Annotated in this window: 20 protein-coding genes; 5 read left to right on the top strand and 15 right to left on the bottom strand. The window is 66.6% G+C overall.

The annotated features are described in order from the left end of the window. Positions 1-21: 21 nt before the first annotated feature. From AC1RNQ_RS07280 to rpsB, 10 genes are all read right to left on the bottom strand, one after another. Positions 22-711 (bottom strand): OmpH family outer membrane protein, encoded by a 690-nt coding sequence (locus AC1RNQ_RS07280; protein ID WP_493170073.1) that lies wholly within the window; start codon positions 709-711, stop codon positions 22-24. Further along, positions 711-3,407 carry an outer membrane protein assembly factor BamA gene (gene bamA / locus AC1RNQ_RS07285; RefSeq protein WP_493170074.1) on the bottom strand — a complete coding sequence of 899 codons (2,697 nt, stop codon included), beginning with the start codon at positions 3,405-3,407 and terminating at the stop codon, positions 711-713. Before bamA ends, AC1RNQ_RS07280 begins: the two co-directional genes overlap by 1 nt. 72 nt (positions 3,408-3,479) lie before the next feature. Further along, a complete protein-coding gene (rseP, locus tag AC1RNQ_RS07290) occupies positions 3,480-4,613 on the bottom strand; it encodes an RIP metalloprotease RseP (RefSeq protein WP_493170599.1) in 1,134 nt (377 codons plus the stop codon). Further along, on the bottom strand, positions 4,606-5,769 hold the full coding sequence (locus AC1RNQ_RS07295) for a 1-deoxy-D-xylulose-5-phosphate reductoisomerase (protein ID WP_493170075.1): 1,164 nt from the start codon (positions 5,767-5,769) through the stop codon (positions 4,606-4,608). Before AC1RNQ_RS07295 ends, rseP begins: the two co-directional genes overlap by 8 nt. Position 5,770: 1 nt before the next feature. Further along, the gene (locus AC1RNQ_RS07300; protein WP_493170077.1) at positions 5,771-6,445 is read right to left on the bottom strand and encodes a phosphatidate cytidylyltransferase; all 675 of its coding nucleotides are present in this window, start codon (positions 6,443-6,445) and stop codon (positions 5,771-5,773) included. Between the two features lie 192 nt (positions 6,446-6,637). Continuing rightward, on the bottom strand, positions 6,638-7,315 hold the full coding sequence (uppS, locus tag AC1RNQ_RS07305; RefSeq protein ID WP_493170079.1) for a polyprenyl diphosphate synthase: 678 nt from the start codon (positions 7,313-7,315) through the stop codon (positions 6,638-6,640). A 158-nt stretch (positions 7,316-7,473) separates the two neighbouring features. Beyond that, on the bottom strand, positions 7,474-8,028 hold the full coding sequence (frr, locus tag AC1RNQ_RS07310; RefSeq protein WP_493170080.1) for a ribosome recycling factor: 555 nt from the start codon (positions 8,026-8,028) through the stop codon (positions 7,474-7,476). A gap of 14 nt (positions 8,029-8,042) precedes the next feature. Next, positions 8,043-8,774: a UMP kinase gene (gene pyrH, locus AC1RNQ_RS07315; RefSeq protein WP_493170082.1), complete on the bottom strand. Its 732-nt coding sequence runs from the start codon at positions 8,772-8,774 to the stop codon at positions 8,043-8,045. A 115-nt stretch (positions 8,775-8,889) separates the two neighbouring features. Then, the gene (gene tsf, locus AC1RNQ_RS07320) at positions 8,890-9,816 is read right to left on the bottom strand and encodes a translation elongation factor Ts (RefSeq protein WP_493170084.1); all 927 of its coding nucleotides are present in this window, start codon (positions 9,814-9,816) and stop codon (positions 8,890-8,892) included. Positions 9,817-9,957: 141 nt separating this feature from the next. After that, entirely contained in the window at positions 9,958-10,824 is an 867-nt protein-coding gene (gene rpsB, locus AC1RNQ_RS07325; protein WP_493170085.1) for a 30S ribosomal protein S2, read from the bottom strand. A gap of 257 nt (positions 10,825-11,081) precedes the next feature. Between rpsB and AC1RNQ_RS07330 the strand changes: the two genes are divergently transcribed. Further along, complete coding sequence (locus tag AC1RNQ_RS07330) at positions 11,082-11,396, top strand: hypothetical protein (protein ID WP_493170087.1); 315 nt, start codon at positions 11,082-11,084, stop codon at positions 11,394-11,396. Here the strand turns inward: AC1RNQ_RS07330 and AC1RNQ_RS07335 are convergent. Next, positions 11,380-12,153, bottom strand: coding sequence for a CDP-alcohol phosphatidyltransferase family protein (locus AC1RNQ_RS07335; RefSeq protein ID WP_493170088.1), 774 nt, complete (start codon positions 12,151-12,153; stop codon positions 11,380-11,382). The genes AC1RNQ_RS07330 and AC1RNQ_RS07335 overlap by 17 nt on opposite strands. Position 12,154: 1 nt before the next feature. Next, entirely contained in the window at positions 12,155-12,886 is a 732-nt protein-coding gene (locus AC1RNQ_RS07340) for a phosphatidylserine decarboxylase (protein WP_493170089.1), read from the bottom strand. Positions 12,887-13,022: 136 nt separating this feature from the next. Between AC1RNQ_RS07340 and AC1RNQ_RS07345 the strand changes: the two genes are divergently transcribed. Next, positions 13,023-14,237 carry an NADP-dependent isocitrate dehydrogenase gene (locus AC1RNQ_RS07345; protein ID WP_493170091.1) on the top strand — a complete coding sequence of 405 codons (1,215 nt, stop codon included), beginning with the start codon at positions 13,023-13,025 and terminating at the stop codon, positions 14,235-14,237. Positions 14,238-14,396: 159 nt separating this feature from the next. Then, positions 14,397-16,181: a cation:proton antiporter domain-containing protein gene (locus AC1RNQ_RS07350; protein ID WP_493170092.1), complete on the top strand. Its 1,785-nt coding sequence runs from the start codon at positions 14,397-14,399 to the stop codon at positions 16,179-16,181. Positions 16,182-16,190: 9 nt separating this feature from the next. On the opposite strand, the gene AC1RNQ_RS07355 is transcribed toward AC1RNQ_RS07350, so the two are convergent. Beyond that, complete coding sequence (locus tag AC1RNQ_RS07355) at positions 16,191-19,112, bottom strand: M16 family metallopeptidase (protein WP_493170093.1); 2,922 nt, start codon at positions 19,110-19,112, stop codon at positions 16,191-16,193. An 87-nt stretch (positions 19,113-19,199) separates the two neighbouring features. On the opposite strand from AC1RNQ_RS07355, the gene AC1RNQ_RS07360 reads away from it, so the two are divergent. Then, complete coding sequence (locus AC1RNQ_RS07360) at positions 19,200-20,051, top strand: carbon-nitrogen hydrolase family protein (RefSeq protein ID WP_493170094.1); 852 nt, start codon at positions 19,200-19,202, stop codon at positions 20,049-20,051. A 594-nt stretch (positions 20,052-20,645) separates the two neighbouring features. Here AC1RNQ_RS07360 and AC1RNQ_RS07365 read toward each other — a convergent pair. Together AC1RNQ_RS07365 and AC1RNQ_RS07370 are read right to left on the bottom strand one after the other, a co-directional pair. Next, entirely contained in the window at positions 20,646-20,897 is a 252-nt protein-coding gene (locus AC1RNQ_RS07365) for a hypothetical protein (protein ID WP_493170096.1), read from the bottom strand. 177 nt (positions 20,898-21,074) lie between these two features. Then, the gene (locus AC1RNQ_RS07370; protein WP_493170097.1) at positions 21,075-21,851 is read right to left on the bottom strand and encodes an NUDIX hydrolase; all 777 of its coding nucleotides are present in this window, start codon (positions 21,849-21,851) and stop codon (positions 21,075-21,077) included. Positions 21,852-21,955: 104 nt separating this feature from the next. Here AC1RNQ_RS07370 and AC1RNQ_RS07375 point away from each other — a divergent pair, with 104 nt between their 5' ends. Beyond that, positions 21,956-22,591, top strand: a complete 636-nt coding sequence (locus AC1RNQ_RS07375; RefSeq protein WP_493170098.1) for a DUF4126 domain-containing protein — start codon at positions 21,956-21,958, stop codon at positions 22,589-22,591. The last annotated feature ends 48 nt before the right edge of the window (positions 22,592-22,639 follow it).

Here is a 22,639-nt window from a genome sequence, read left to right on the forward strand (position 1 = left end):
ATTTCCCCGTCCGCCACGATCTTAGCGGGTGGTCGGCGCGCTGCCGGTCGGCGCCGGAGCGGCCGGGGTCGTGCCCTGTGCCGCGCGCGCCGCGTCCATCAGCTGCTGGTTGCGCTGCTGGACGAGCTGACCGGGCTGATAGCCGGCCGGCACCGCGATCGAGACGTTGGGCAGGATGCGGTTGAGCTCGGTCACCACCGCGTCGGTGATGTCGACATTATTCTCTCGCGCGAGCACCGCGTCGGGGTTGAGCAGCAGGTCGACCTTCTTCGCGGTCATCGCGGCCTTGATCGCCTCGTTCATGCGGACGCTGATCTGGTCCTCGACATAGGCGACGGCGAGCTCGACAGGCGCGCCGATCTGGCCGAGTTCGGCGCTCGCGGCCTGACGCTTGTCCTGCACCGCCTTGCCGGCGGCCTGGAGCGCGGTCTGGTTCTGCGGGCTCTTCTTCGCTTCCTCGTTATATTTGGCGATGAGGACGTTGACTTCGGCCTGCAGCGTCTGGGCGCGGGTGTTCTGCTGATCGATCTGCGCCTTGTAGGTCGTTTCGATCTGACCGCTGGCGACGGTGAAGGCATTCGAACGCGCGGCGGCGACGCGAACGTCGGCGACGGCAACGCCCTTCGCCTGGGCGAAGGCCGGGGCGGCGAGCATCGGCGAAACCGACAGCGTGGCGATCGCCAGCGCCGATGCGACAAGAATTTTCTTCATTAGAATTGGGTTCCTACGTTGAATGAGAAGCGTTTGGTGTCATCGCCCTCTTCTTTGCGAAGGGCGTAAGCGAAATCGATCCGGAAGGGACCGAAAGGAGAGTTCCAGTTGACGCCGGCACCGATCGCGACGCGCGGCTTCCAGCTGTCGCCGTAGAAGCGTTCCTCGAACGGCGCGAGCTGCGAGAAGCCGGTGGGGCAAGTGGTATAGCTGTTGCCGTTCGGCGTGCCGTCGGTGTTCAAATCGCGCGTCGCGAACTGCTGAACGCCCGTCGTGGCGTTGCGGCACAGGAATTTGGTGAGATTGTCGGTCGGGTCCTTGAAACTCGCCAAGGTCGTGAGTGTCGGGCGCTTCACGCCGAACACCGAACCGATGTCGAGGAACACCGACGGACGCAGCCCCAGTTCCTTCGCGCCGGTGCCGAGCGGAATGTCGAGCTCGACGCGGCCCTGATAATAAGCGCGGCCGCCCAGCGCATCGTCGAACAGGTTGCGACGGTCGGCCAGGCTGGCGTTGAGCACCGGGTTGGCGGGATCGGCCAGGTCGACATCGGTGAAGCGGATGACGCGCGGGCCGATGCCGCGGATATCGAAGCCGCGCATCTGCGGCTCACCCAGGAAGAAGCGATCGGTCAGGCGGACCTTGTCGCTGGTCGCGGTCGGCGCGCTACCGAAGGGATAGATATAGCCGCCCTCGCCCGAGATATTGAGGATGAAGCGGCTGCCGAGGTTGAAATGCTTGCTGCCCGACAGGCGCGTGCGAACATATTTGACGCTGCCGCCGAGGCCGGCGAAATCCTGGCTGAGCGACAGCGACTGGCCGCGCGTCGGGCGCAGACGGTTATCGCGGTCGTCATAGGCGATGGTGAAACCCAGCAGCGAAGTCGTACGCTTGCCGATCGCATCGCACAGGTAGCGGCCGGCGCGGAGAATGTCGCACTGGCCGCCGAAGTAAAAGCCGTCGGCGGGGTCGCGGCTGAGCGACACATCGTCGTAGTTCAGGCTGTAACGCCCAAACGCGGACAGATATTCGGTCAGCGGCACGCCGACGGTGACCTGCGCGCCGGTGGTGACCTGTTCGAAGGTCGTGCGGCGATCGTTGTTGACGCCGAAACCGAAGGAATTGAGGTCGCGGCGATAGATGCTGCCGCCGATCGAGATGTTGCGGTCGAACAGATAAGGCTCGGTGAAGCCCAGTTCGACCGACTTCGAATAGCTCGAATAATTGACCGACGCCTGCAATTGCTGGCCGAGGCCGCGGAAGTTGCGCTGGCGCACCGACGCCTGGAGCAGGAAATTCTCGATCGACGAGAAGCCCGCCGACAGCGACAGCTCGCCCGTCGGCTTTTCCTCGACATTGGTTTCGAGGATGATGCGGTCGGGGGCGCTGCCCTCCTTGCGCTCGATCTCCAGATTTTCCTGGAAATAGCCGAGGCTGTTGATGCGGTTCTCGGTGCGCTTGACGCCGAAGCTGTTGAAGGCATCGCCCTCGTTCAGGCGGAATTCGCGGCGCACGACCTTGTCCTGCGTCAGCGTGTTGCCGTTGACGTCGATCCGCTCGACATAGGTACGCGGGCTTTCGGCGACGTTGAAGGTGATCGCCATCGTCCGCGTTTCGGGGTCGCGGCGGAATTCGGGATTGATGTCGGCAAAGGCGTAGCCGAACAGGCCCGCGGTCTCGCTGAGGCTTTCGACCGTGTCCTCGACCATCTTGGCGTCGTACCAGTCGCCTTCCTTCATCGGCAGCAGCGTCTTCAGCGTCTCGGGCCGGAAGTCGCGCAGCTCGCTCTCGACGTCGACCTTGCCGAATTTGTAGCGCTCGCCTTCCTCGACCACATAGGTGATGATGAAGTCCTGCTTGTTGCTCGTCAGTTCGGCGACCGCCGAGATCACGCGGAAGTCGGCATAGCCGTTCGAGAGATAGAAGAGGCGCAGCTTCTGCTGGTCATAGGCCAGGCGGTCGGGATCGTAGCTGGTGTTCGACGACAGGATCGTCAGCAGCCCCGATTCCTTGGTCGCCATCTCGTCCTTGAGATCGCCGTCGCCGAACTTCTCGTTGCCGATGATGTTGATCTGGCGGACCTTCGACTTCGGCCCCTCGTTGATTTCGAAGACGACGTCGACGCGGTTCTGATCGAGCGACACCATCTTGGGCTCGACCGTCGCGGCGAAGCGGCCCTGACGCTTGTAGAGTTCGATGATGCGCGCGACGTCGGCGCGGACCTTCGAGCGCGTGAAGATCTGGCGCGGCGCGAGCTTGATCTCGGGGCGGATCTTGTCTTCCTTGAGGCGCTTGTTGCCTTCGAGGATGACGCGGTTGATCACCGGGTTTTCGACGACCTGAATCGTCAGCGCGCCATTGTCGTCGTTGATCTGGAAATCCTTGAACAGCTCGGTCGCAGCGAGATCCTTGAGCGCCTGGTCGAGCGTCGCGCGATTATAGGTCTGACCGACGCGCAGGCGCAGGTACGACAGGATCGTCTGCGCCTCGAGCCGCTGGTTGCCGGTGACGGTGATCGAGCGGACGGTGGTTGCCGCGGGGACGGCTTCGGGAGCGGGCGCCGGAACGGTCGGCGCGGGGACGACGGGAGGCTGGACGCCCTGCGCCAGCGCGGGGCCGGCGAGCATGGTCCCCGCCATGAGGAACGCAGCCAAACGCGCCTGCGCCGAAAATTTGTGTGAAGCCACGCTGTTCATCCCGCAAAATAACTCGAAAAAGCGACGAACCCGCTTGCCCACGGGTCCGCGCGCACTCCTGCCCCAGTCCGCTTATCCAATCAAGCGCGCGATCCGGTCCCAAACCCCGATTGAGCCCAAATCGTTGAAAGTCACGACCAGCATCAGCGTGACGATCGCCGCAAAGCCGAAACGAAAGGCCCATTCCTGGGCCTGCGGGGGCGCCGGCCGCCGCCGCACCGCTTCATAACCGTAAAAAACCAAATGGCCACCATCGAGCATCGGCAATGGCAAGAGATTTATGAACCCCAGATTGATGGAGATCAGCGCGATGAAGAAGATCAGCGCTTCGGGGCCCAGCGTCGCCGCCTCGCCCGAAACCTTGGCGATCTTGACCGGGCCGCTGAGGTCCTTGATCGAGCGGTGGCCGGTGAGGAACTGGCCGAGCACTTCGACTGTCTGGCGGACGATCTGCGCCGTCTGGCGCACCGCCACGCGGGGTGCCTCGACCAATGGCACGGGTTCGAACACCGGCGGCCCGGGCGAGACGCCCATCACCGCGCGTTCGAAATCATTGCCGAACGGATCCTTGTCCTTCACCAGCCGCGGCGCGAGCTGGATCGTCTGTTCGGCGCCGCCGCGCTCGATGCGGATATTCATCGTCTCGCCGGGGCGATGCGCGACCGCCATCTGGAGATCGGTGAAGCGCTCCATCGCGCGGCCGTCGATCGACAGGATACGGTCGCCCGGCTGCAGTCCCGCGACCGCCGCCGCCGATTTGGGTTCGACGAGGCCGATCACCGCGGGGTTGGTCGCGACCCCGCCGATCCAGGCGAAGCCCGCAAGGATCAGGATCGCGAAAAGGAAATTGGTCACCGGGCCCGCGGCGACGATCAGCGCGCGCTTCCACACCGGCTGGGCGGGAAAGCTATGCGCACGCTCGGCATCGGGCAATTTCTGCCAATTGGCGTCGGGCTGGCTGACCGCGTCGCGGTCGCCCGCGAACTGGACATAGCCGCCGAGCGGCAGCCAGCCGACCTTCCATTCGGTCCCGCGCTTGTCGGTCCAGCCGAGGATGCGGCGGCCGAAACCGATCGAGAAGGTGTCGGCCTTCACCCCGCACCAGCGGCCGACGATATAATGGCCATATTCGTGCACGAACACGAGCGGACCGAGCACCAGCAGGAAGGCCAGAACGGTGAAGAGGAACCCCGGGGATTCAAGCATGTTCGTATCGATCCACAAAATGCTGCGCAGCCGTGCGCGATGACGCATCGACGCTGAATATGTCGTGAAGCGATGCCGGCGCGGCGGGCGCGGCGGCATCGAGCACCCGCTGCACCGTGTCGACGATCGCGGGGAAGGAAATGCGGCCCGCGAGGAAGGCGGCGACCGCCACCTCGTTCGCGGCGTTGAGCTGCGCCGGGCGCGCGCCGCCCTCGCCGATCGCGGCGCGGCAGAGCGCGGTGGCGGGAAAGCGCGTCTCGTCGGGCGCCTCGAAATCGAGCCGCGCGATGCTGGCGAGATCGAGCGGCGCACAGGGCGTCGCCATGCGGTCGGGCCAGGCCAGCGCGCTGGCGATGGGGATGCGCATGTCGGGCGAGCCCAGCTGTGCCAGCGTCGAGCAGTCGATATATTCGACGAGGCTGTGGATCACCGATTGCGGGTGGACGAGGATCTCGATGCGGTCGAGCCCGACGGGGAAGAGGTGAAACGCCTCGATCAGCTCGAGGCCTTTGTTCATCATCGTCGCCGAATCGACGCTGATCTTGGCGCCCATCGACCAGTTGGGATGCGCGACCGCCTGCGCGGGGGTGACGCGCGCCATGTCGTCGGCACTCATCGTCCGGAACGGGCCGCCGCTCGCGGTCAGGATGATGCGGCGGACCTGATCGATCCGGCCGCCCGCGAGGCACTGAAAGATCGCATTATGCTCGCTGTCGACCGGCAGGATCGGTGCGCCCGACGCCCGCGACGCGGCGGTCATCAGCGCGCCCGCCGAGACCAAAGCCTCCTTGTTGGCGAGCGCCACCGGGGTGCCGGCTTCGAGCGCCGCCATCGTCGGGGCGAGCCCGGCGCAGCCGACGATCGCCGCCATGACGAGGTCGGTCGGCGCCTTTGCCGCCGCGACCAGCGCGTCGGCACCCGCGGCCACCTCGATCCCCGTCCCCGCGAGCGCCTCGGCGAGGTCGGTGTAGCGTGCCTCGTCGGCGATCACCGCCAGCGCGGGGCGGAATTCCTTTGCGAGTTTCGCCAGTTCGGTGACGTCACTGTGCGCGGTCAGCACCGCGACCTGCCAGCCCTCGCCGTCGCGGCGCACGAGGTCGAGGGTCGATTGCCCCACCGATCCCGTCGCACCGAACAGCGAGAGGCGGCGCGTCATATCAGTGCGCCGTCCGCACGATGAGCTCGCCCGCGAAAGCGAGCCCGCCGAGGATCAGCGCGACCGGCAGCAGCCCGTCGACGCGGTCGAAGACGCCGCCATGACCGGGGATCAGCTTGCCCGAATCCTTGACGCCCGCGCGGCGCTTCATCCAGCTCTGGCCGAGATCGCCGAGCTGTGCGAGCAGGCCCATGACGAGGCCGATCCACAAGGGCACGCCGATGATGCCCGCGCGGTCGCCGAGCGTCGCGCCCGCGACGAGCGCGGCGACCATGCCGCCGAACAGCCCCGACCAGGTTTTCGACGGGCTGATCTTGGGCGCAAGCCGTGCGCCGCCGAAGGCGCGCCCCGCGAAATAGGCACCGATGTCGGTCGCCCACACCATCGCGAAGACCCACAAGGCCGCGGTCATGCCGAGCGTGTCGCGGATGAACCACAGGCCGCCGACCGCGCCGAGCGTCAGTAGCGGGCCGAGGACCATCAGCGCGCCTTTTGCTGCGCCCGAAAGCGTCATCGCGCGCACCAGCGCGAACCATTCGACGAGCAGCAGCGCCGCGCCGACGAGGAGCAGCAGCGCGAAGGCGATGCCGCCGAACCACAGCGCCGCGCCCGCAATGGCGAGCAGCACGATCGCCGATCCGACGCGCACCATCAGGTCCGATTTTCCAGCGCTCATATGTTCAGAAGCCTTCTTGCTGGAAAGGGATAAAGCCCCTCCCCTTCAGGGGAGGGGTCGGGGTGGGGGCCATCGGCCTTGCGCAAGGCCGATGGCCCCCACCCGCAGCGACTAACGAACAAGTTCGCAAGTCTCGCTGCCCTCCCCTGAAGGGGAGGGGCTTAAGAGTGTACAAGTCACGGGAGGATAGCATCAAAGTCCCCCGTAGCGGCGTTCGCGCCGCGCAAATTGGTCGAGCGCCGCCTGCAGATCGGCGGGTGCGAAATCGGGCCAGAGCTTGTCGGTGAAATAGAGCTCGGCATAGGCCGACTGCCACAGCAGGAAGTTCGACAGCCGCACCTCGCCCGAGGTGCGGATCAAGAGGTCGAGCGGCGGCATGTCGGCGGTGTCCAGATGCGCCTCGATCGCCTCGGCGGTGATCGCGCCCCCGGCGGCGGCGGCGGTCGCCGCGCGTACCAGTTCGTCCTGCGCGCCGTAATTGAGCGCGACGGCGAGCGTGGTGCGCTTGTTGCCCGACGTCCGTTCGAGCGCATTGTCGATCAGCGCGACGACGTCGGGCGCGAGCGCGCGCCAGTTGCCGATGACCTTCAGCTTGACGTCGTTGGCGGCGAATTCGTCGAGGTCGGAGAGGATGAAGCGCTTCATCAGCCCCATCAGGTCGGCGACCTCCTCCTCGGGCCGTTTCCAGTTTTCCGAGGAGAAGGCGTAGAGCGTCAGCGCCTCGAGCCCCATGTCGCCCGCCGCGCGCACGATCGTGCGCACCGCCTCGACCCCGGCCTTGTGCCCGGCGACGCGCGGCAGCAGCCGCTTCTTCGCCCAGCGGCCGTTTCCGTCCATGATGATGGCGACATGGCGCGCGCCCTGGCTCATAGGTCCTCCCCGGCACGGGGAGGGGAACCACCAAAGGTGGTGGAGGGGCATGTGAGGCCATACGGAGCGCATGATAGAGGGTACCCCTCCACCATGCTTCGCATGGTCCCCCTCCCCGTTCCGGGGAGGAGCGCGATGGCGGTACCGTCGCGCATGCGTTAGCCCAGGATTTCCTTTTCCTTGGCGGTCGCGGCGGCGTCGAGTTCGGCGATCGTCGCGTCGGTCAGCTTCTGCACCTCGGTTTCGTGGCGCTTGCGCTCGTCCTCGCTGATTTCCTTCTTATTCTCGTCGGTCTTCAGATTGTCCATGCCGTCGCGGCGGACGTTGCGGACCGCGATGCGCGCCTTTTCGGCATATTGGCCGGCGAGTTTCGACAACTCCTTGCGGCGCTCCTGCGTCATTTCGGGGATCGGCAGGCGCAGCGTCTGGCCGTCGACGATCGGGTTGAGGCCGAGGCCCGCCGAGCGGATCGCCTTGTCGACCGGGCCGACGTTCGACTTGTCCCACACCTGCACCGACAGCATGCGCGGCTCGGGCGCGCTGACCGAGGCAACCTGGTTGAGCGGCATGTGGCTGCCATAGACCTCGACCGTCACCGGATCGAGCAGCGCGGTGTGCGCGCGGCCGGTGCGCAGGCCCGAAAGGTCGCTCTTCAGCGATTCGACCGCGCCGTGCATGCGGCGCTCGAGGTCAGCCTTGTCATATTTCGCCATGGTAACTTCCTCTCTTATGCATGCCCGGCAGCGTCGCTGACGACGGTCGAGACACCCTCGCCCGCCAGCACGCGTGCCAGATTGCCCGCCTCGCGGATGTTGAACACCACGATCGGGATATGATTGTCGCGGCACAGCGCCACCGCGCTTGCGTCCATCACCTTAAGATTGTCGGCGAGCACGCGGTCGTAGCCGAGCGTGTTATAACGCACCGCGCTTGGATCCTGCTTGGGATCGGCGTTATAGACGCCGTCGACGCTGGTGCCCTTCAAGAGCGCGTCGCACTTCATCTCGGCGGCGCGTAGCGCGGCGCCGCTGTCGGTGGTGAAATAGGGCGCGCCGACGCCCGCGGCGAAGATCACGACGCGGCCCTTTTCGAGATGGCGCTCGGCGCGGCGGCGGATCACCGGCTCGCACACCTTGTCCATCTCGATCGCCGACTGGACGCGCGTCTCGACGCCCAATTGCTCGAGCGCATTCTGCATCGCGAGCGCGTTCATCACGGTGGCGAGCATGCCCATATAGTCGGCCTGCGCGCGGTCCATGCCCTTGGCGGCGCCCGCCATGCCGCGGAAGATGTTGCCGCCGCCGATGACGAGGCAGATTTCGAGCCCGCTGTCCTTGGCCTGCTTGACCTCGGCCGCCATGCTCGCGACCGTCTCGGGGTCGATGCCGAAGGGGGTGGAGCCCATCAGCGCCTCGCCCGACAGCTTGAGCAAAATGCGTTTCATGCCGGGCAATGCCATGTCGGGGGGGAACCTCTCGCTATCTGTAATATGCGAATGGCGCGCACCCTAGAGCGGGCACGCGCCATTGCCAAGCGGACTGCCGCGCGCACGCGCCGCAATCCCGCGTTTCTTTTTAGACGCCGGCGACCGCCGCGACTTCCGCCGCGAAATCGCTTTCTTCCTTCTCGATGCCTTCGCCGAGCTGGAAGCGGGTAAAGCCCTTGAGCGTGATCGTCGCGCCGACATCCTTGCCGGCGGCGGCGACGACTTCGGCGACCGGGGTCTTGCCGTCCATCACGAACAGCTGCGACAGCAGCGCATTTTCCTTGCGGAACTTGGCGATGCCGCCGTCGACCATCTTGGCGACGATGTCGGCGGGCTTGCCCGATTGCGCTGCTTTCTCCTCGGCGATCGCACGCTCGCGCGCGACGAGATCGGCGTCGAGGTCGTCGCCGTTCAGCGCCAGCGGGTTGGCGGCGGCGACGTGCATCGCGAGTTGCTTGCCAAGCGGTTCGAGGACATCGGCGCCGGCGGTCGATTCGAGCGCGACGAGCACGCCGATCTTGCCCATGCCCGGCGCCGCAGCGTTGTGGACATAGGCGGTGACGACGCCCGAGTTCACCGACATGATCGCCGAGCGGCGCAGCGACTGGTTCTCGCCGATGGTGGCGATGTTCTGCGTCAGCGCTTCGGCGACGGTGCCGCCGGCCGGATAGGCCGCCGCGCCCAGCGCATCGATGTCGGTCAGGTTGCCGGCGAGCGCCACGTTGGTGACGTCGCGGACGAAGCCCTGGAACTGTTCGTTCTTGGCAACGAAGTCGGTCTCGCTGTTCACTTCGACCATTGCGCCGCGAGTGCCGTCGGTGGCGACACCGACCAGGCCTTCGGCGGCGACGCGGCCGGCCTTCTTGGCGGCGGCGGCAAGGCCCTTGGTGCGCAGCCAGTCGATCGACGCTTCGATGTCGCCGCCGTTTTCGGCCAGCGCCTTCTTGCAGTCCATCATGCCGGCGCCGGTGCGGTCGCGCAGTTCCTTGACGAGAGCGGCCGTAATCTCAGCCATGGAGTGATCCTTTCCAAAAGGGGCAGGCGGTCATGACCGCCTGCAGTCCGCCGCGCGCATGGCGAGGCGATAAGTCAAACTGATGACGAGGCGGCGCGTGCGTCGATCGCAGCGCGCCGCTCAAGTCAAACGAGCGGCTGTTTAGGCGTCGCTCTGGCGTTCGGTTTCAGCAGCGGCTTCGGGCGAGACCTGCTCGTCTTCAGTCACCGGAGCAGCAGCCTCTTCAGCCGCGGTCGCTTCGGGAGCCGGAGCGGCTTCGGTCAGCGCTTCCTCGGCGACGGGCTCGACAGCCGCGCCCAGATCTTCGCCGCGATCGGCGCGGGCCTGCTGGCCCCCACGCGTCGCCGCCTGGGCGATCGCGTCGCAGTACAGGCGGATGGCGCGCGCGGCGTCATCGTTCGCCGGTACCGGGAAGGCGATGCCGTCGGGCGAGACGTTCGAATCGAGGATCGCGACGACGGGAATGCCAAGGACATTGGCTTCCTTGATCGCCAGCTCTTCCTTGTTCGCGTCGATCACGAACATCACGTCGGGAATGCCGCCCATGTCGCGGATGCCGCCGAGCGACATTTCGAGCTTGTCGCGTTCGCGGGTGCGGTTGAGCACTTCCTTCTTGGTGAGGCCCGAGGTGTCGCCCGAAAGCTGCTCTTCGAGCGTCTTCAAACGCTTGATCGAGTTCGAGATCGTCTTCCAGTTGGTGAGCATGCCGCCCAGCCAGCGGTGGTTGACGAAATGCTGGCCCGACGCGCGGGCCGCATCGGCGATCGGGCCCTGCGCCTGGCGCTTGGTCCCGACGAACAGCACCTTACCGCCCGAGGCGGCCGAGGAGGCGACGAATTCGAGCGCGCGCGCGAAGAGCGGCACGGTCTGCGACAGGTCGAGGATGTGGATGCCGTTGCGCGCGCCGAAGATATACGGCTTCATGCGCGGGTTCCAACGGTGGGTCTGGTGGCCGAAGTGGGCGCCAGCTTCGATAAGATTCTGCATCGTGACGACAGGTGCCGCCATGGTCTTTCTCCTTCCGGTTGGTCCTCTGGAAAGCAAGAACCGGGGTCCGCAAGCGGATGACCCGGCACCGGTTTATGTGCGCCTTCCATGTGGAATGGGCGGGCCGTTAGCGGCAGCCGCCGTCAAAAGCAAGGGCCAAGCGGCGATTTTCGTCGCATTCGCCGCGCCGCCCTGCACGGCGGGCGGCCTCATCCTGGCGACAAAATGACTCCATTCGTCGCAAAGCGCTTGAGAACAAAGCGGGAACATGGAACGATTTGCGTAACGAAACCGTCGCCGATGGGCATGGTTTCGCACAAAGAAACCGGAAGGACAAGATGATGGTTCAGGTCGCCGCCGCTCTCCTCTTCGCGATTGCCGCCGGGCTGGGCATCATCGTGATCCTGGCGATGCTCAAAACCAACGAAAATGCGATTCTCTCGTCGCTGCTCGGCGAGGGTGCCTTCCCGGCCGCCGGTGCGCCGCGGCCCGGCCCCGCCGCCAATGTCGTCAAGCTGCGCCACCGTTCGGATCGCCGCGACGCTGCGCGCCTGACCGGCCACGCCGCGCCCCAGCTCAGCCGCGCCGCCTGACCCGCGCGTAGCTCGCGAGCCCGAAAGGCAGCAGCGCCAGATAGACCGCGCATACCCCGAGCAATGTCAGCCACGGTGCGGTGACGAGCGCCGCGCCGAACAGGCCGACCCCCGCGAGCGCGAAGAGCCGCCACGAACGGCGCAGGCGGAACGACGACCAGCTGTAGGTCGGGATCGCCGAGATCATCAGCATCGCGACGCCGAGCGCCCAGGGCATGACGATATACCATTGGCGGAACAGATCGTCGCCGGTCACCAGCCACAGATAGACGGGGACGAAGGACAGCCCTGCCCCCGCGGGCGCGGGGATGCCGGTCATGAAGCCCGCCGACTTGTGCGGCTGGAAATCGGCGTCCATGCGCGAATTGAAGCGCGCGAGGCGGAGCGCGCAGCACACCGCGAGCGCAAGCGCCGCGGTCCAGCCGAACTTCGGCGCGTCGGTCAGCGACCAGAGGAACAGGATCATCGCCGGCGCGACGCCGAAGGCGATCACGTCGGAGAGCGAATCGAGTTCGGCGCCGAACTTGCTCTGCGCGCGCAGCAGCCGCGCGATGCGTCCGTCCATGCCGTCGAGCACGCCGGCCAGGACGACCGCGCCGACCGCATATTCGAACTGGCCGCCGATCGCGAAGCGAACCCCGGTCAGCCCGAAGCAGAGCGCAAGAACGGTGATCGCATTGGGCGCGAAGGCGCGCAGGCTGATCCCGCCGATGCGGCGCCCCGCGGCGTCCGCCGGAACCTCCTCGCGCTCGGCCATGCTATTGCCCGATACCGTCGATGACCGCGGCGGTGCCGATGCGCGCGACCACGGTCTCGCCCGCGAGCGTGCGCTGGCCGAGCAGCACCTGCGGCGTAGTGCCGGCGGGGAGATAGACGTCGACGCGGCTGCCGAAGCGGATCAGGCCGATGCGCTGGCCGGTCGAAACCTCCTGCCCCATGCCGACGAACGGCAGGATGCGCCGCGCGACGAGCCCGGCGATCTGGGTGAAACCGACGCGCAGGCCATCGGCGCGCTCGACGACGAAATGCTGACGCTCATTCTCCTCGCTCGCCTTGTCGAGGTCGGCGTTGACGAATTTGCCGGGGATATAGACGATCTTGCGCAGCACACCGGCGATCGGCGTGCGGTTGATGTGGACGTCGAATACGCTCATGAAGATCGACACACGCAGCATCGGCGCGGCGCCCAATCCGTCGGGGCCCGCGATCTCGGGCGGCGGCGGCACTTCGGCGATCTGCGTGATCAGCCCGTCGGCGGGCGCGACGATAAAGTCGCTGCCCACCGGGGTGACGCGCACCGGATCGCGAAAGAAAGCCGCAACCCAGGCGGTGATGCCGAGCATCAGCCACGGCACGATCGGCCAGCCGAGCAGGAAGAAACAGAGGGTGACGATCGCCGCGATCAGGACGAATTTGCGCCCCTCGGGGTGGATCGAGGGCCAGTGCCATTTGATACCGCCACCGGGGCGGTTGGAAGAGATGAAAGACATGGGGGCTTCTTCTAGAGTCGCGACTTCTCACTGACAACGGAATAAGCCGCTGGTCGTTCCACTGCGACGTTTGACCAAAGCCTCGGCTTTGCCTAAGGCCCGCTGCAACTCGACTCCCCAAGGAAAAGGCACGCATATGGGCAAGATCAAGGTAGCGAACCCGGTCGTCGAACTCGATGGCGACGAAATGACGCGGATCATCTGGCAATGGATTCGCGAGCGCCTGATCCTCCCCTATCTCGACGTCGACCTCCATTATTACGACCTCGGCATCGAGGAACGCGACCGCACCGACGACAAGATCACCGTCGAGGCCGCGAACGCGATCAAGAAATATGGCGTTGGCGTGAAATGCGCCACGATCACCCCCGACGAAGCCCGCGTCGAGGAATTCGGCCTCAAGAAGATGTGGAAGTCGCCCAACGGTACGATCCGCAACATCCTGGGCGGCGTCGTCTTCCGCGAGCCGATCGTGATGAAGAATGTGCCCAGACTCGTCCCCGGCTGGACCGACCCGATCGTCGTCGGCCGCCACGCCTTCGGCGACCAGTATAAGGCGACCGACTTCCGCGTCCCCGGCCCCGGCAAGCTGCGCCTGGTGTTCGAAGGCGAGGACGGCACGCTGATCGACGAGGAAGTGTTCCACTTCCCCTCGTCGGGCGTCGCGATGGGCATGTACAACCTCGACGATTCGATCCGCGACTTCGCGCGCGCCAGCCTGAACTACGGCCTCGCCCGCGAATGGCCGGTGTACCTCTCGACCAAGAATACGATCCTCAAGGCCTATGACGGCCGCTTCAAGGACCTGTTCGAGGAAGTGTTCAACGCCGAATTCAAGACGAAATTCGACGCGCTCGGCATCGTCTACGAGCACCGCCTGATCGACGACATGGTCGCCTCGGCGCTCAAGTGGAGCGGCAAGTTCGTCTGGGCCTGCAAGAATTACGACGGCGACGTCCAGTCGGACACCGTCGCGCAGGGCTTCGGTTCGCTCGGCCTGATGACCAGCGTGCTGATGACCCCCGACGGCCAGACCGTGGAGTCCGAAGCCGCCCACGGCACCGTCACCCGCCACTACCGCATGCACCAGCAGGGCAAGGCGACCTCGACCAACCCGATCGCGTCGATCTTTGCCTGGACCGGCGGGCTCAAGCATCGCGGCAAGCTCGACGACAACGCCGCGCTGATCAAATTCGCCGACGATCTCGAAAAGGTCTGCGTCGCGACGGTCGAGAGCGGCAAGATGACCAAGGACCTGGCGCTGCTGATCGGCCCCGACCAGAACTGGCTGACCACCGAGGGTTTCTTCGAGGCGATCGTCGACAATCTCGAAGCCAAGATGGGCGCCTGATTCCCCTTTCGTCATCTCGGCGAAAGCCGGAATCTCGCCGGTGCGTCACCATGCCAGGTCGAGATCGTGTTGAGAGTCACGCGCCTCTCAACACCCTTCGCCGGGATGACATTACAATGATCTAGCCAATCGGGGCCGGCCTGCATAAGGTCGGCCCCTATGGTATCTGAAACCGACACTTCGGCCATCGGCAACGCGCTGGTGGTCCTCGGCGCCGCGGGCGTCGTTATCCCGGCTTTTGCGCGCTTCAAGATTTCGCCGGTGATCGGCTTCATCCTCGTCGGGCTGCTCGTCGGCCCGTCGGGGCTGGGCGCGCTCGCGATCGATTATCCGTGGCTGCAACATGTCACCATTGCCTCGACCGAGGATATCGCGCTCTTCGGCGAGTTCGGCATCATCCTGCTGCTCTTCTCGATCGGGCTCGAACTCTCGTTCCGCCGCCTGTGGCAGCTCAGGAAGCTGGTGTTCGGGATCGGCGCGGCCGAGCTGTTCGTCGCGGGCGGCATCCTCGGCACCGCGCTGCTGCTGTTCGGCAATCATTCGACCGCCGCCGCCTATGGCCTCGGCATCGCGCTCGCGCTGTCGTCGACCGCGCTCGTGCTGCCGATCGCGGGGACCAAGTCGGCGGTCGGGCGCGCGAGCTTCTCGATGCTGTTGTTCGAGGATCTGGCGCTTGTCCCGATCATCTTCATCCTCGCCGCCCTCTCGCCGACCGCGGCTGGCGACAGCGCCGAGTTGGCGCTGACGACGCTGTGGCAGGGCGTGCTCGTCGTCGCGGCGCTCGCGATCGGCGGCTGGTTCCTGCTGCCGCGCATCTTCGCGCAGGCGGCGCGCGCCAAGGATCCCGAGCTGTTCCTCGCCGCGAGCCTGCTCGTCGTCATCGTCGCCGCGCTCGCGACCGCCGCGGTCGGCCTGTCGCCGATCGTCGGCGCGCTGCTCGCGGGGCTGATGATCGCCGAGACCGAATATCATGAGGAAGTCGAGGCGATCACCGCGCCCTTCAAGGGCCTCGCGCTCGGGGTGTTCCTGATCAGCGTCGGCATGGGGCTGAATCTCAAGACGATCGCCGCGCAATGGCCCGCGCTGATCGCCGCGGTGGTCGGCGTCGTCGTCGTCAAGGCGCTGGTCACCGCCGCGCTGCTGCGCTTCTCGGGCGCGGCGCGGCGCGGCACCGCGGCCGAAGTCGGCCTGCTGATGGCGAGCCCGTCGGAGACCACATTGATCGTCCTCGCGACCGCGCTGCAGGCGCAGCTGATCAGCCGCGACACCGCCGAATTCTGGCAGATCGTCACCGCGATCGGGCTGACGATCACGCCTTTGCTGGCTCGCGTCGGCCACGATATCGCGCGGCGGATCGAGATGCGCAGCGGCGATACCCAGGCCGACGAAACCCCCGAGGGCCGCACCGTCGTCGTCGGCTTCGGCCGCGTCGGCCACACCGTGGCGCAGCTGCTGCGCGAGCATGACCGGCCTTATGTGGCGGTCGATGCCGATATCGACACCGTCGCGGCGGCGCGACGCGAAGGGTTCATCGTGCGCTTCGCCGACGTCGCGCGGCCGGGCAGCCTCGACAAGCTGGGCATCGAGAGCGCGCATGCGATCGTGCTGACGATGGACGACCCGGTCCAGCAGCTGCGCATGACCAAGCAGATGCGCCGCAAATATCCCGACCTGCCGATCATCAGTCGCGCGCGCGATTCGGACCATGCCGCCGCGCTCTACCAGGCGGGTGCGACCGACGCGGTGCCCGAAACGCTCGAAAGCTCGCTGCAGCTCGCCGAAGCGGTGCTGATCGACCTGGGCGTCGCAATGGGGCCGGTGATCGCCTCGATCCACGACGTGCGCGCCAAGATGCGGCACGAGATCATGACCAAGGGCGAACTCGAACGCGAGCCGCGCATCCGCCGGACACGGCGCCCGATCGAGCGGAGCGACGCTGGCTAAGCTCGGGGGCTAACGCCCGCCCGCCGCCCCCGCCGGCTTGTTCAGCGCGGACGCCTCGGCAAGCGTCATCCCCGTCGGCAGGATCGCGAGCGACCATTGCTTCGCGGGGACCAGATATTGTTTCGCGAGTCGCTGGATGTCGGCGGCGGTCACCGCGGCGATATCCTGCTCCATAGACAGCGCCGACGCCGCGACGCGCGGGTCGCGCGTCGCGCCTTCGAGCAGGTACATCCAATAGACGTTGCCCGTCGAGGCGCGCGTCACCTGTTCGCGGATCGGCCCGGCGTTGCGCGCGAGTTCGTCGGCGCTGACCGGATTGGCCGCCAGGTCGGCGGCGATATCGCGCGCGATCGCGTAGAAGCCGTCGATATCCTTCGGCGCGAGCAGGCTGCCGACGAGCAGATAACCGCCGCTGTCGAAGCCCGTCGGCCAGTGATTGTCGACCACCGGGCCATAGCTCGCGCCCTGATCGGCGCGCAGCCGATCGAACAGCCGGTCGTTGAAGATCGCGCCCAATACGTCGAAGGCACGCGCGTCGCGCGGATTGGCGAAACCGCCGCTGGTCGGCCAGGCGGTCATCGCCGCCGCCTGCCCCTTGTCGCCGCGGTGATAGGCGAGCGCGGGGGTCGCGACGTGCGGCGCGAAGGCGACCTGCTGGCCGCCCGCGGGCAGGATCGCCCCCCGCGGCGCGAGCGCGCCCAGCGTCTCCGACAGGATTTTCCGGTAATCGACCACCGACAGGTCGCCGAAAACCTGCACCTCGATCGGCCCGCTCGCGAGCCGCGGTTCCCAGAAGGCGCGGAATGCCGCGGGCGTCAGCGCCTCGATCGCCGCCTTGTCGGGGGGTGACCAGCGCTTGTCGTCGGCGGTCAGCCAGCCGCGCAGATTGCGGTCGAGCACCGCGTTCGGCGTCGCATCGTTGAGGTCGTAGCCGGTCAGATAGCCGATGCGCAGCCGCTCGACCGGCGCAGCGTCCCAGCGCGGGCTGGCGAGCTTTGCCGCGATCAGGCGCAGCTGATCGTCGAGATCCTCGGGCTTGCTCTCGGCCGACAGCTCGAAGGCGTCGTCGTCGATCGCGAAATTGAGCTGGATCTGGCGCCCGTTGGTGATCGCATCGATCTCGTTCTGCCCCCACGGGCCGACCCCGCTCGCGACCACCGCATAGTCGCCGGTCCACAAGAGGTTCGGCTCGTTCGCCGCGACGCTGCGGTTGCCGGTGCCGAAGCGGACGTTCACGCGCACCTTGCCCGGCTCGACCATATTGTTCGAGACGAGCGCGGTGACGCCGTTGCCGAATTCGAGCCGCTCGGCGCGCAGGCCCAGCAGTCGCTCGCTCTTGACCACCGGCGTCGGGGTGCCGAGCGCGGGCAGCTGGCTGAAATTGACGTCGGCGGCGGTCAGCCGGTCATCACGAATCACCGCCGGCGCCTTGAGCGCGGCGAGCAGCGATGGCTGGCCGCCCGCGATCGGCGTCGGCGTGGTCAGCACGACGCGCGTCGCCGCGCCCGAGAAGATTGCCTTGCTGATGTCAAGCATCACCTGCGGCGTCGCCGAGGCGCGGATCGCGGCGAACATGTCGACCTGGCCCTGCGGGCTGGTCACCGTCTCGCCGATGTCGACCGCGCGCACCATGTCGTCGGCGAGCCGCGCGCCGGGCTCGTTGCGCGCGTTTTGCAATTCCTTCACCAGAAACGCCTGGATCTCGTTCGCCTCGCGGTCGATATCCGCCTGCGACGGCGGATTCTGTGTCGCGTCGGCGATCACCCCACGCACGTCGGCCAGCGCTGCCTTCCAGTCGCCGAGCGGCACGATCTGCGCGAGCGTGACGTCGGCGGCGCGGCTGACATATTGCTGCTCGGCGGTCGCGACGAGATAGCTGCCCCCCGTCCGCGCGCGGTTTTCGAGCCGCCGGTTGACGAGCGCGATCGCGAGGAATTCGAGATAGAGCCGCCGGGTATTCTCGACGGTATCGATGCGCTTCACCCATGGGCGAAGCGTCGCGAGCGTGAGCGACAGCGGCTGGTTGGGCTCGACGATCTGGAGCGCGGCGGCCGCCTTCGGATCGGGCTTGCCGAAATCGGGGATCTTCGGGGCCGGGTCGCCGGTCTTCCAGTCGCCATAATATTTGGCGATCAGCCGCGCGAATTCGGCAGGGTCGCCGTCGCCGACGATCACCACCACCGCGCGGTCGGGCCGATACCAGCGGTCGTGGAAGGCCGCGACGGTATCTGCGCGCGCCGCGGCGAGCGATTCATTGGTGCCGATCGGCGACCGGTCGCCGAGCAGCTGCCCCGCGAAGAGATGCGCGTTGGTGGCGTCGCCGATCCGCTTCTGCGGCCCGTCCGATTCGCGCAGCTCGGACATCACGACGCCGCGCTCGGCGGTCACCGCGGCCTCCGAGATGCGCGGTTCGCGCACCATGCCGGCGAGCAATTTCATGCTTTCGTCGAGATTGGCGGGCGTGACGCTCGGCAGGTCGAGCTGGTACACCGTCTGCGTCGGCGTGGTCTGCGCGTTCGAATCGCTGCCGAAGCTGACCCCGAAACGCTGCCAGATGCGCTTGGCCTCGCCGTCGGGAATATGTTCGGAACCGCGGAAGGTCAGATGCTCGAGCAGGTGCGCAAAGCCGCGCTCGCCCTCGGTTTCGAACATCGATCCGACGTCCATGCGCACGCGGATCGACACCTGCCCCGGCGGCACGCCATTGTTGCGCACGGCATAGCGCACCCCGTTGGGCAGTTCGCCGAACTGCCACGCGGTATCGCGCGGGATATCGCTGCCTTCGTAGAGCCAGCTGTCGGGCTGGACCTGGACGATGCCGGCCCCTTGCTGCGCGAGCGCGACGGGGGACGCGGTGAGCAGGGCGGCGGCGATGCCGGCGGAAAGGAAGGAACGGGCGAAGCGCGGGAGCGGCGCGGACAGGCTGGACATTGCCCCATCTTAACGCGTCCGAACCTTGCTCGCCACTGAACTGTCGCGGTGCTTGCCCTCTTCGCCGCATCTGCCTAGCCCTTGCATATGACCGACACCCCTTCCCCGCCGCTGATCGCCCTCGTCCAGATGACGAGCGGTATCGATCCCGACGCCAATCTCAGGGTCATGGATCGCGCGCTCGCCGCCGCGGCGGGGGCGGGGGCGGTCATGGCCTTTTTCCCTGAAATGTCGGTTCTGCTCGACCGCGACCGGGTGCGGTCGGGGGCGCATATCCGGCGCGAAACCGACAGCCCGTGGATCGACACCTATGGCGACATGGCGCGTCGCCACGGCCTTTGGCTTCACACGGGGTCGGCGCCCTTCCTGTCGGACGATGGCACCCGCCGGGTCAACCGCAGCCATGTGATCGCCGCCGACGGTTCGGTCGCGGCGCGCTACGACAAGATCCATATGTTCGACGTCTCGCTGCCTTCGGGCGAGAATTGGAGCGAATCGTCGAGCTATGCCGCGGGCGAGTCGCTCGTCGTGGTCGGTACGCCGCTGGGGAAGCTGGGGCTCAGCATCTGTTACGACCTGCGCTTCCCCGAACTCTATCGCGCGCTGGTCGATCGCGGCGCCGAAATGCTCGCGATCCCCGCCGCCTTCACCGTGTCGACCGGCGAGGCGCATTGGCACGTCCTGCTCCGCGCGCGGGCGATCGAGAGCGGCTGCCATGTCCTTGCCGCAGCGCAAGCGGGGACGCACGTCGACGGCCGTTCGACCTATGGCCACAGCCTGGCCATCGGGCCATGGGGCGACGTGCTGGGCGAAGCGCGGGATGTACCGGACGATGGCTTCGCATTGGTCGTGGCGCCGGTCGATCCTGGAGCGACGGTCAGGGCACGGCAAGCGATACCGCTCGCGCGCTCGCGTGAGAACCGCGGGCTGGCTCTCTGAGCGACGCGGTCGCCGGAAGCGACGCGGCCATGTTCGGCTTTGGGGTGGTAAACCGCCATGGCCTTCTTTCGTCGTCCCGGGTGGAATCCGGTCGGCGCAAGGGCCGCGTGACATTCCAAAGTTCAGTAAAGTTCAGCCCTATGCGCGCGCCCGCTTTGGACCTCGCGGCGTGCTGGACGCGCCCGGCGCGGCGCGCCGTGGTCGCACCGGCAAGCCGGGCAGCGATCGCTTTTGTCCACCAAATGAAAGAGCCGGTTGAAGGCTGGCACAGCCGGATAATGTAGGAAAGGCTTATTTGAAGGTGATTCCCGCCTTGGGGTGGCGAGCGGACGTTGCCGATCCTCCCCCGCAGGGGGAGGGGGACCACCCGAAGGGTGGTGGAGGGGCACAGGAGGTCATGCCCGGCGTGCGACTGCACGTACCCCTCCACCATGCTTCGCATGGTCCCCCTCCCCGTTCCGGGGAGGATCGGCTTTGTCCGCAATCACCCGATACCGGTCACCCGGCGCGCTCACACGCCGCGCATCACCCAGATGTGCAAAAGGCCCCGAACATTGCTCGGAGCCTTTTGAAACTCTTGTGTGGACGAGCCGCTTACGGGCTGGTCGGATCGTCGCTGTTGTTGCCAGCCGCGATCACGATGCCACCGATGATGGCGATCAGCGCCAGAAGCGCGATGATCCAGCTGGTGCTGCCTTCAAGCTCGCTCTGGCCTTCAACCGCCGAAACGGCGCTGACGTCATCGAACGACACTGCCGACATGGCGGGCGCAGCCGAAGCAACGACCGGAGCCGCAAGCATCGAAGTCGCGGCGAGGGAGATCGCAGCTTTCTTGAGCAGGTTCATCATTTTCTCCATCCACTGGAATTTTGATCTTCTCGAATCGCTCCGGGGAATCACCCCAAACCGCTTCTGCCTCGCCCTTCTAGGCAGCGCTGCCAGATATTGCAAGGCGTTTTGCCGTACTGCACCATTTCTTATGATTCTGCTAAATCTCGGGAAAGTTCCTCCGCAGCCCCCGCATTAACCGCGTCGCACGCGCTCGAAAGGCTCGCTGGTCACGGGATAGCCGAGGTGGCCGGGGATGCAGAGATGCGACACGCCCGCGCGATCCTCGATCCACGGCGTCACCAGTTCGACCGGGTGGGCGGCGGCATGTGCCGAAAATGCGCCGAAATCATCGGCCTGCGCCAGTTTCTCGAGATTGCGCCGCGTCGGAAAGATGATCGACACCTCGCCGCGGTCGGCCATGGCGAGCGTTTCGCGCGCGCTGGCCCAGAAGATATGGCTGTGCTCGGCTTCCTCGATGGTCAGTTCGTGGCCGTGCTCGGGCGCCTCGACCGCGAAAAAGCGCGTGTCGAAGGTCCGCGCTTCCTTGAAATTCGGGCACCAGCGCGCGAAAGGCACCAGCGCACCCAGCGCCAGCCGGTCGCCGCGTTCGGCGAGGATTTCGGAGAGCAGCCGTTCGGCGAGCAGCGCCTGGCGCACCGCGGGCACCTCTTCCTCGGCGAGCGCCGGCCACCCCACGGCCAGCCCGGTTTCCTCGAGCGTCTCGCGCAACGCCGCGACGCGCGCGGCGCCGTCTGGGTCCATTTCGGCATAGCCGTGCCGATGCGCGACCAGATAGTCGTCGGGGTCGATCCGGCCGCCCGGAAAGACCATCGCGCCTGCGGCGAACACCATCGTCGCGGCACGCTTGACCATCAAAATCTCGTCGGGTCCGCCGCCCTCGGACGGCCGCATGATGACGAGGGTGGCGGCGGGGATCGCGCCGTCGGGCAGTTTTTCACTATCGCTCATTATCATCGGCGATAACCCTCTCCGTTCGACTTGTCATCCGGCATTGCCGAGGCCGGGAGCCGGGTGCAAGATGGCAATCGCAAGGCATGGGCGGGAGCGGGTCGATGGGTATCGTCGAGATTTTGGGCGTCGCGGGCAGTCTCAGCCTGCTCGCGGGCTGGCGGCTCTACCTCACCATCCTCGCGACGGGGATCGCGATGCATTTCGGCTGGCTGCCGCTGCCCGAGCATCTGCAGTCGCTGCAGATCCTGGCCAACCCGTGGGTGCTCGGGGTCGCCGGGATCGGGACGGTCGCCGAATTCCTCGCCGACAAGATCGCCTGGGTCGATTCGATCTGGGACGGCGTGCACAGCATCGTCCGCCCCCTGGGCGGCGCACTGCTCGCGCTGGCGCTGGTCGACAGCTCGGACCCGGCGTGGCAGGTGGTCGCCTTCCTGCTCGGCGGCGGCGGCGCGCTGCTCAGCCACGGCGCCAAGGCGACGACGCGCGCGGTCGTCAACGTCAGCCCCGAACCGCTCAGCAATGTCGTGGTGTCGACCGGCGAGGATGTCGCGACGGGCGGCCTGCTGGCGCTCGCCATCGCCTATCCGCCGGTCGCGATCGTCATCGCGGTGCTGATGCTGGTCGCGGCGGTGATCGTGATCATCGCGCTGCGGCGCTTGCTGCGGAATATCAGGGCGACGCTGAAACGGACGCTGGGCGACCAGTCGGAGGCTGGCGCTTCACCGCCCACAGCCTAAACACTTGGCTTTTCCTAAAAACCCTAGGCCCGAGCTTGTCGAAGGGCG

It is taken from the genome of Sphingopyxis sp. GW821-FHT12F08, from assembly GCF_058806755.1.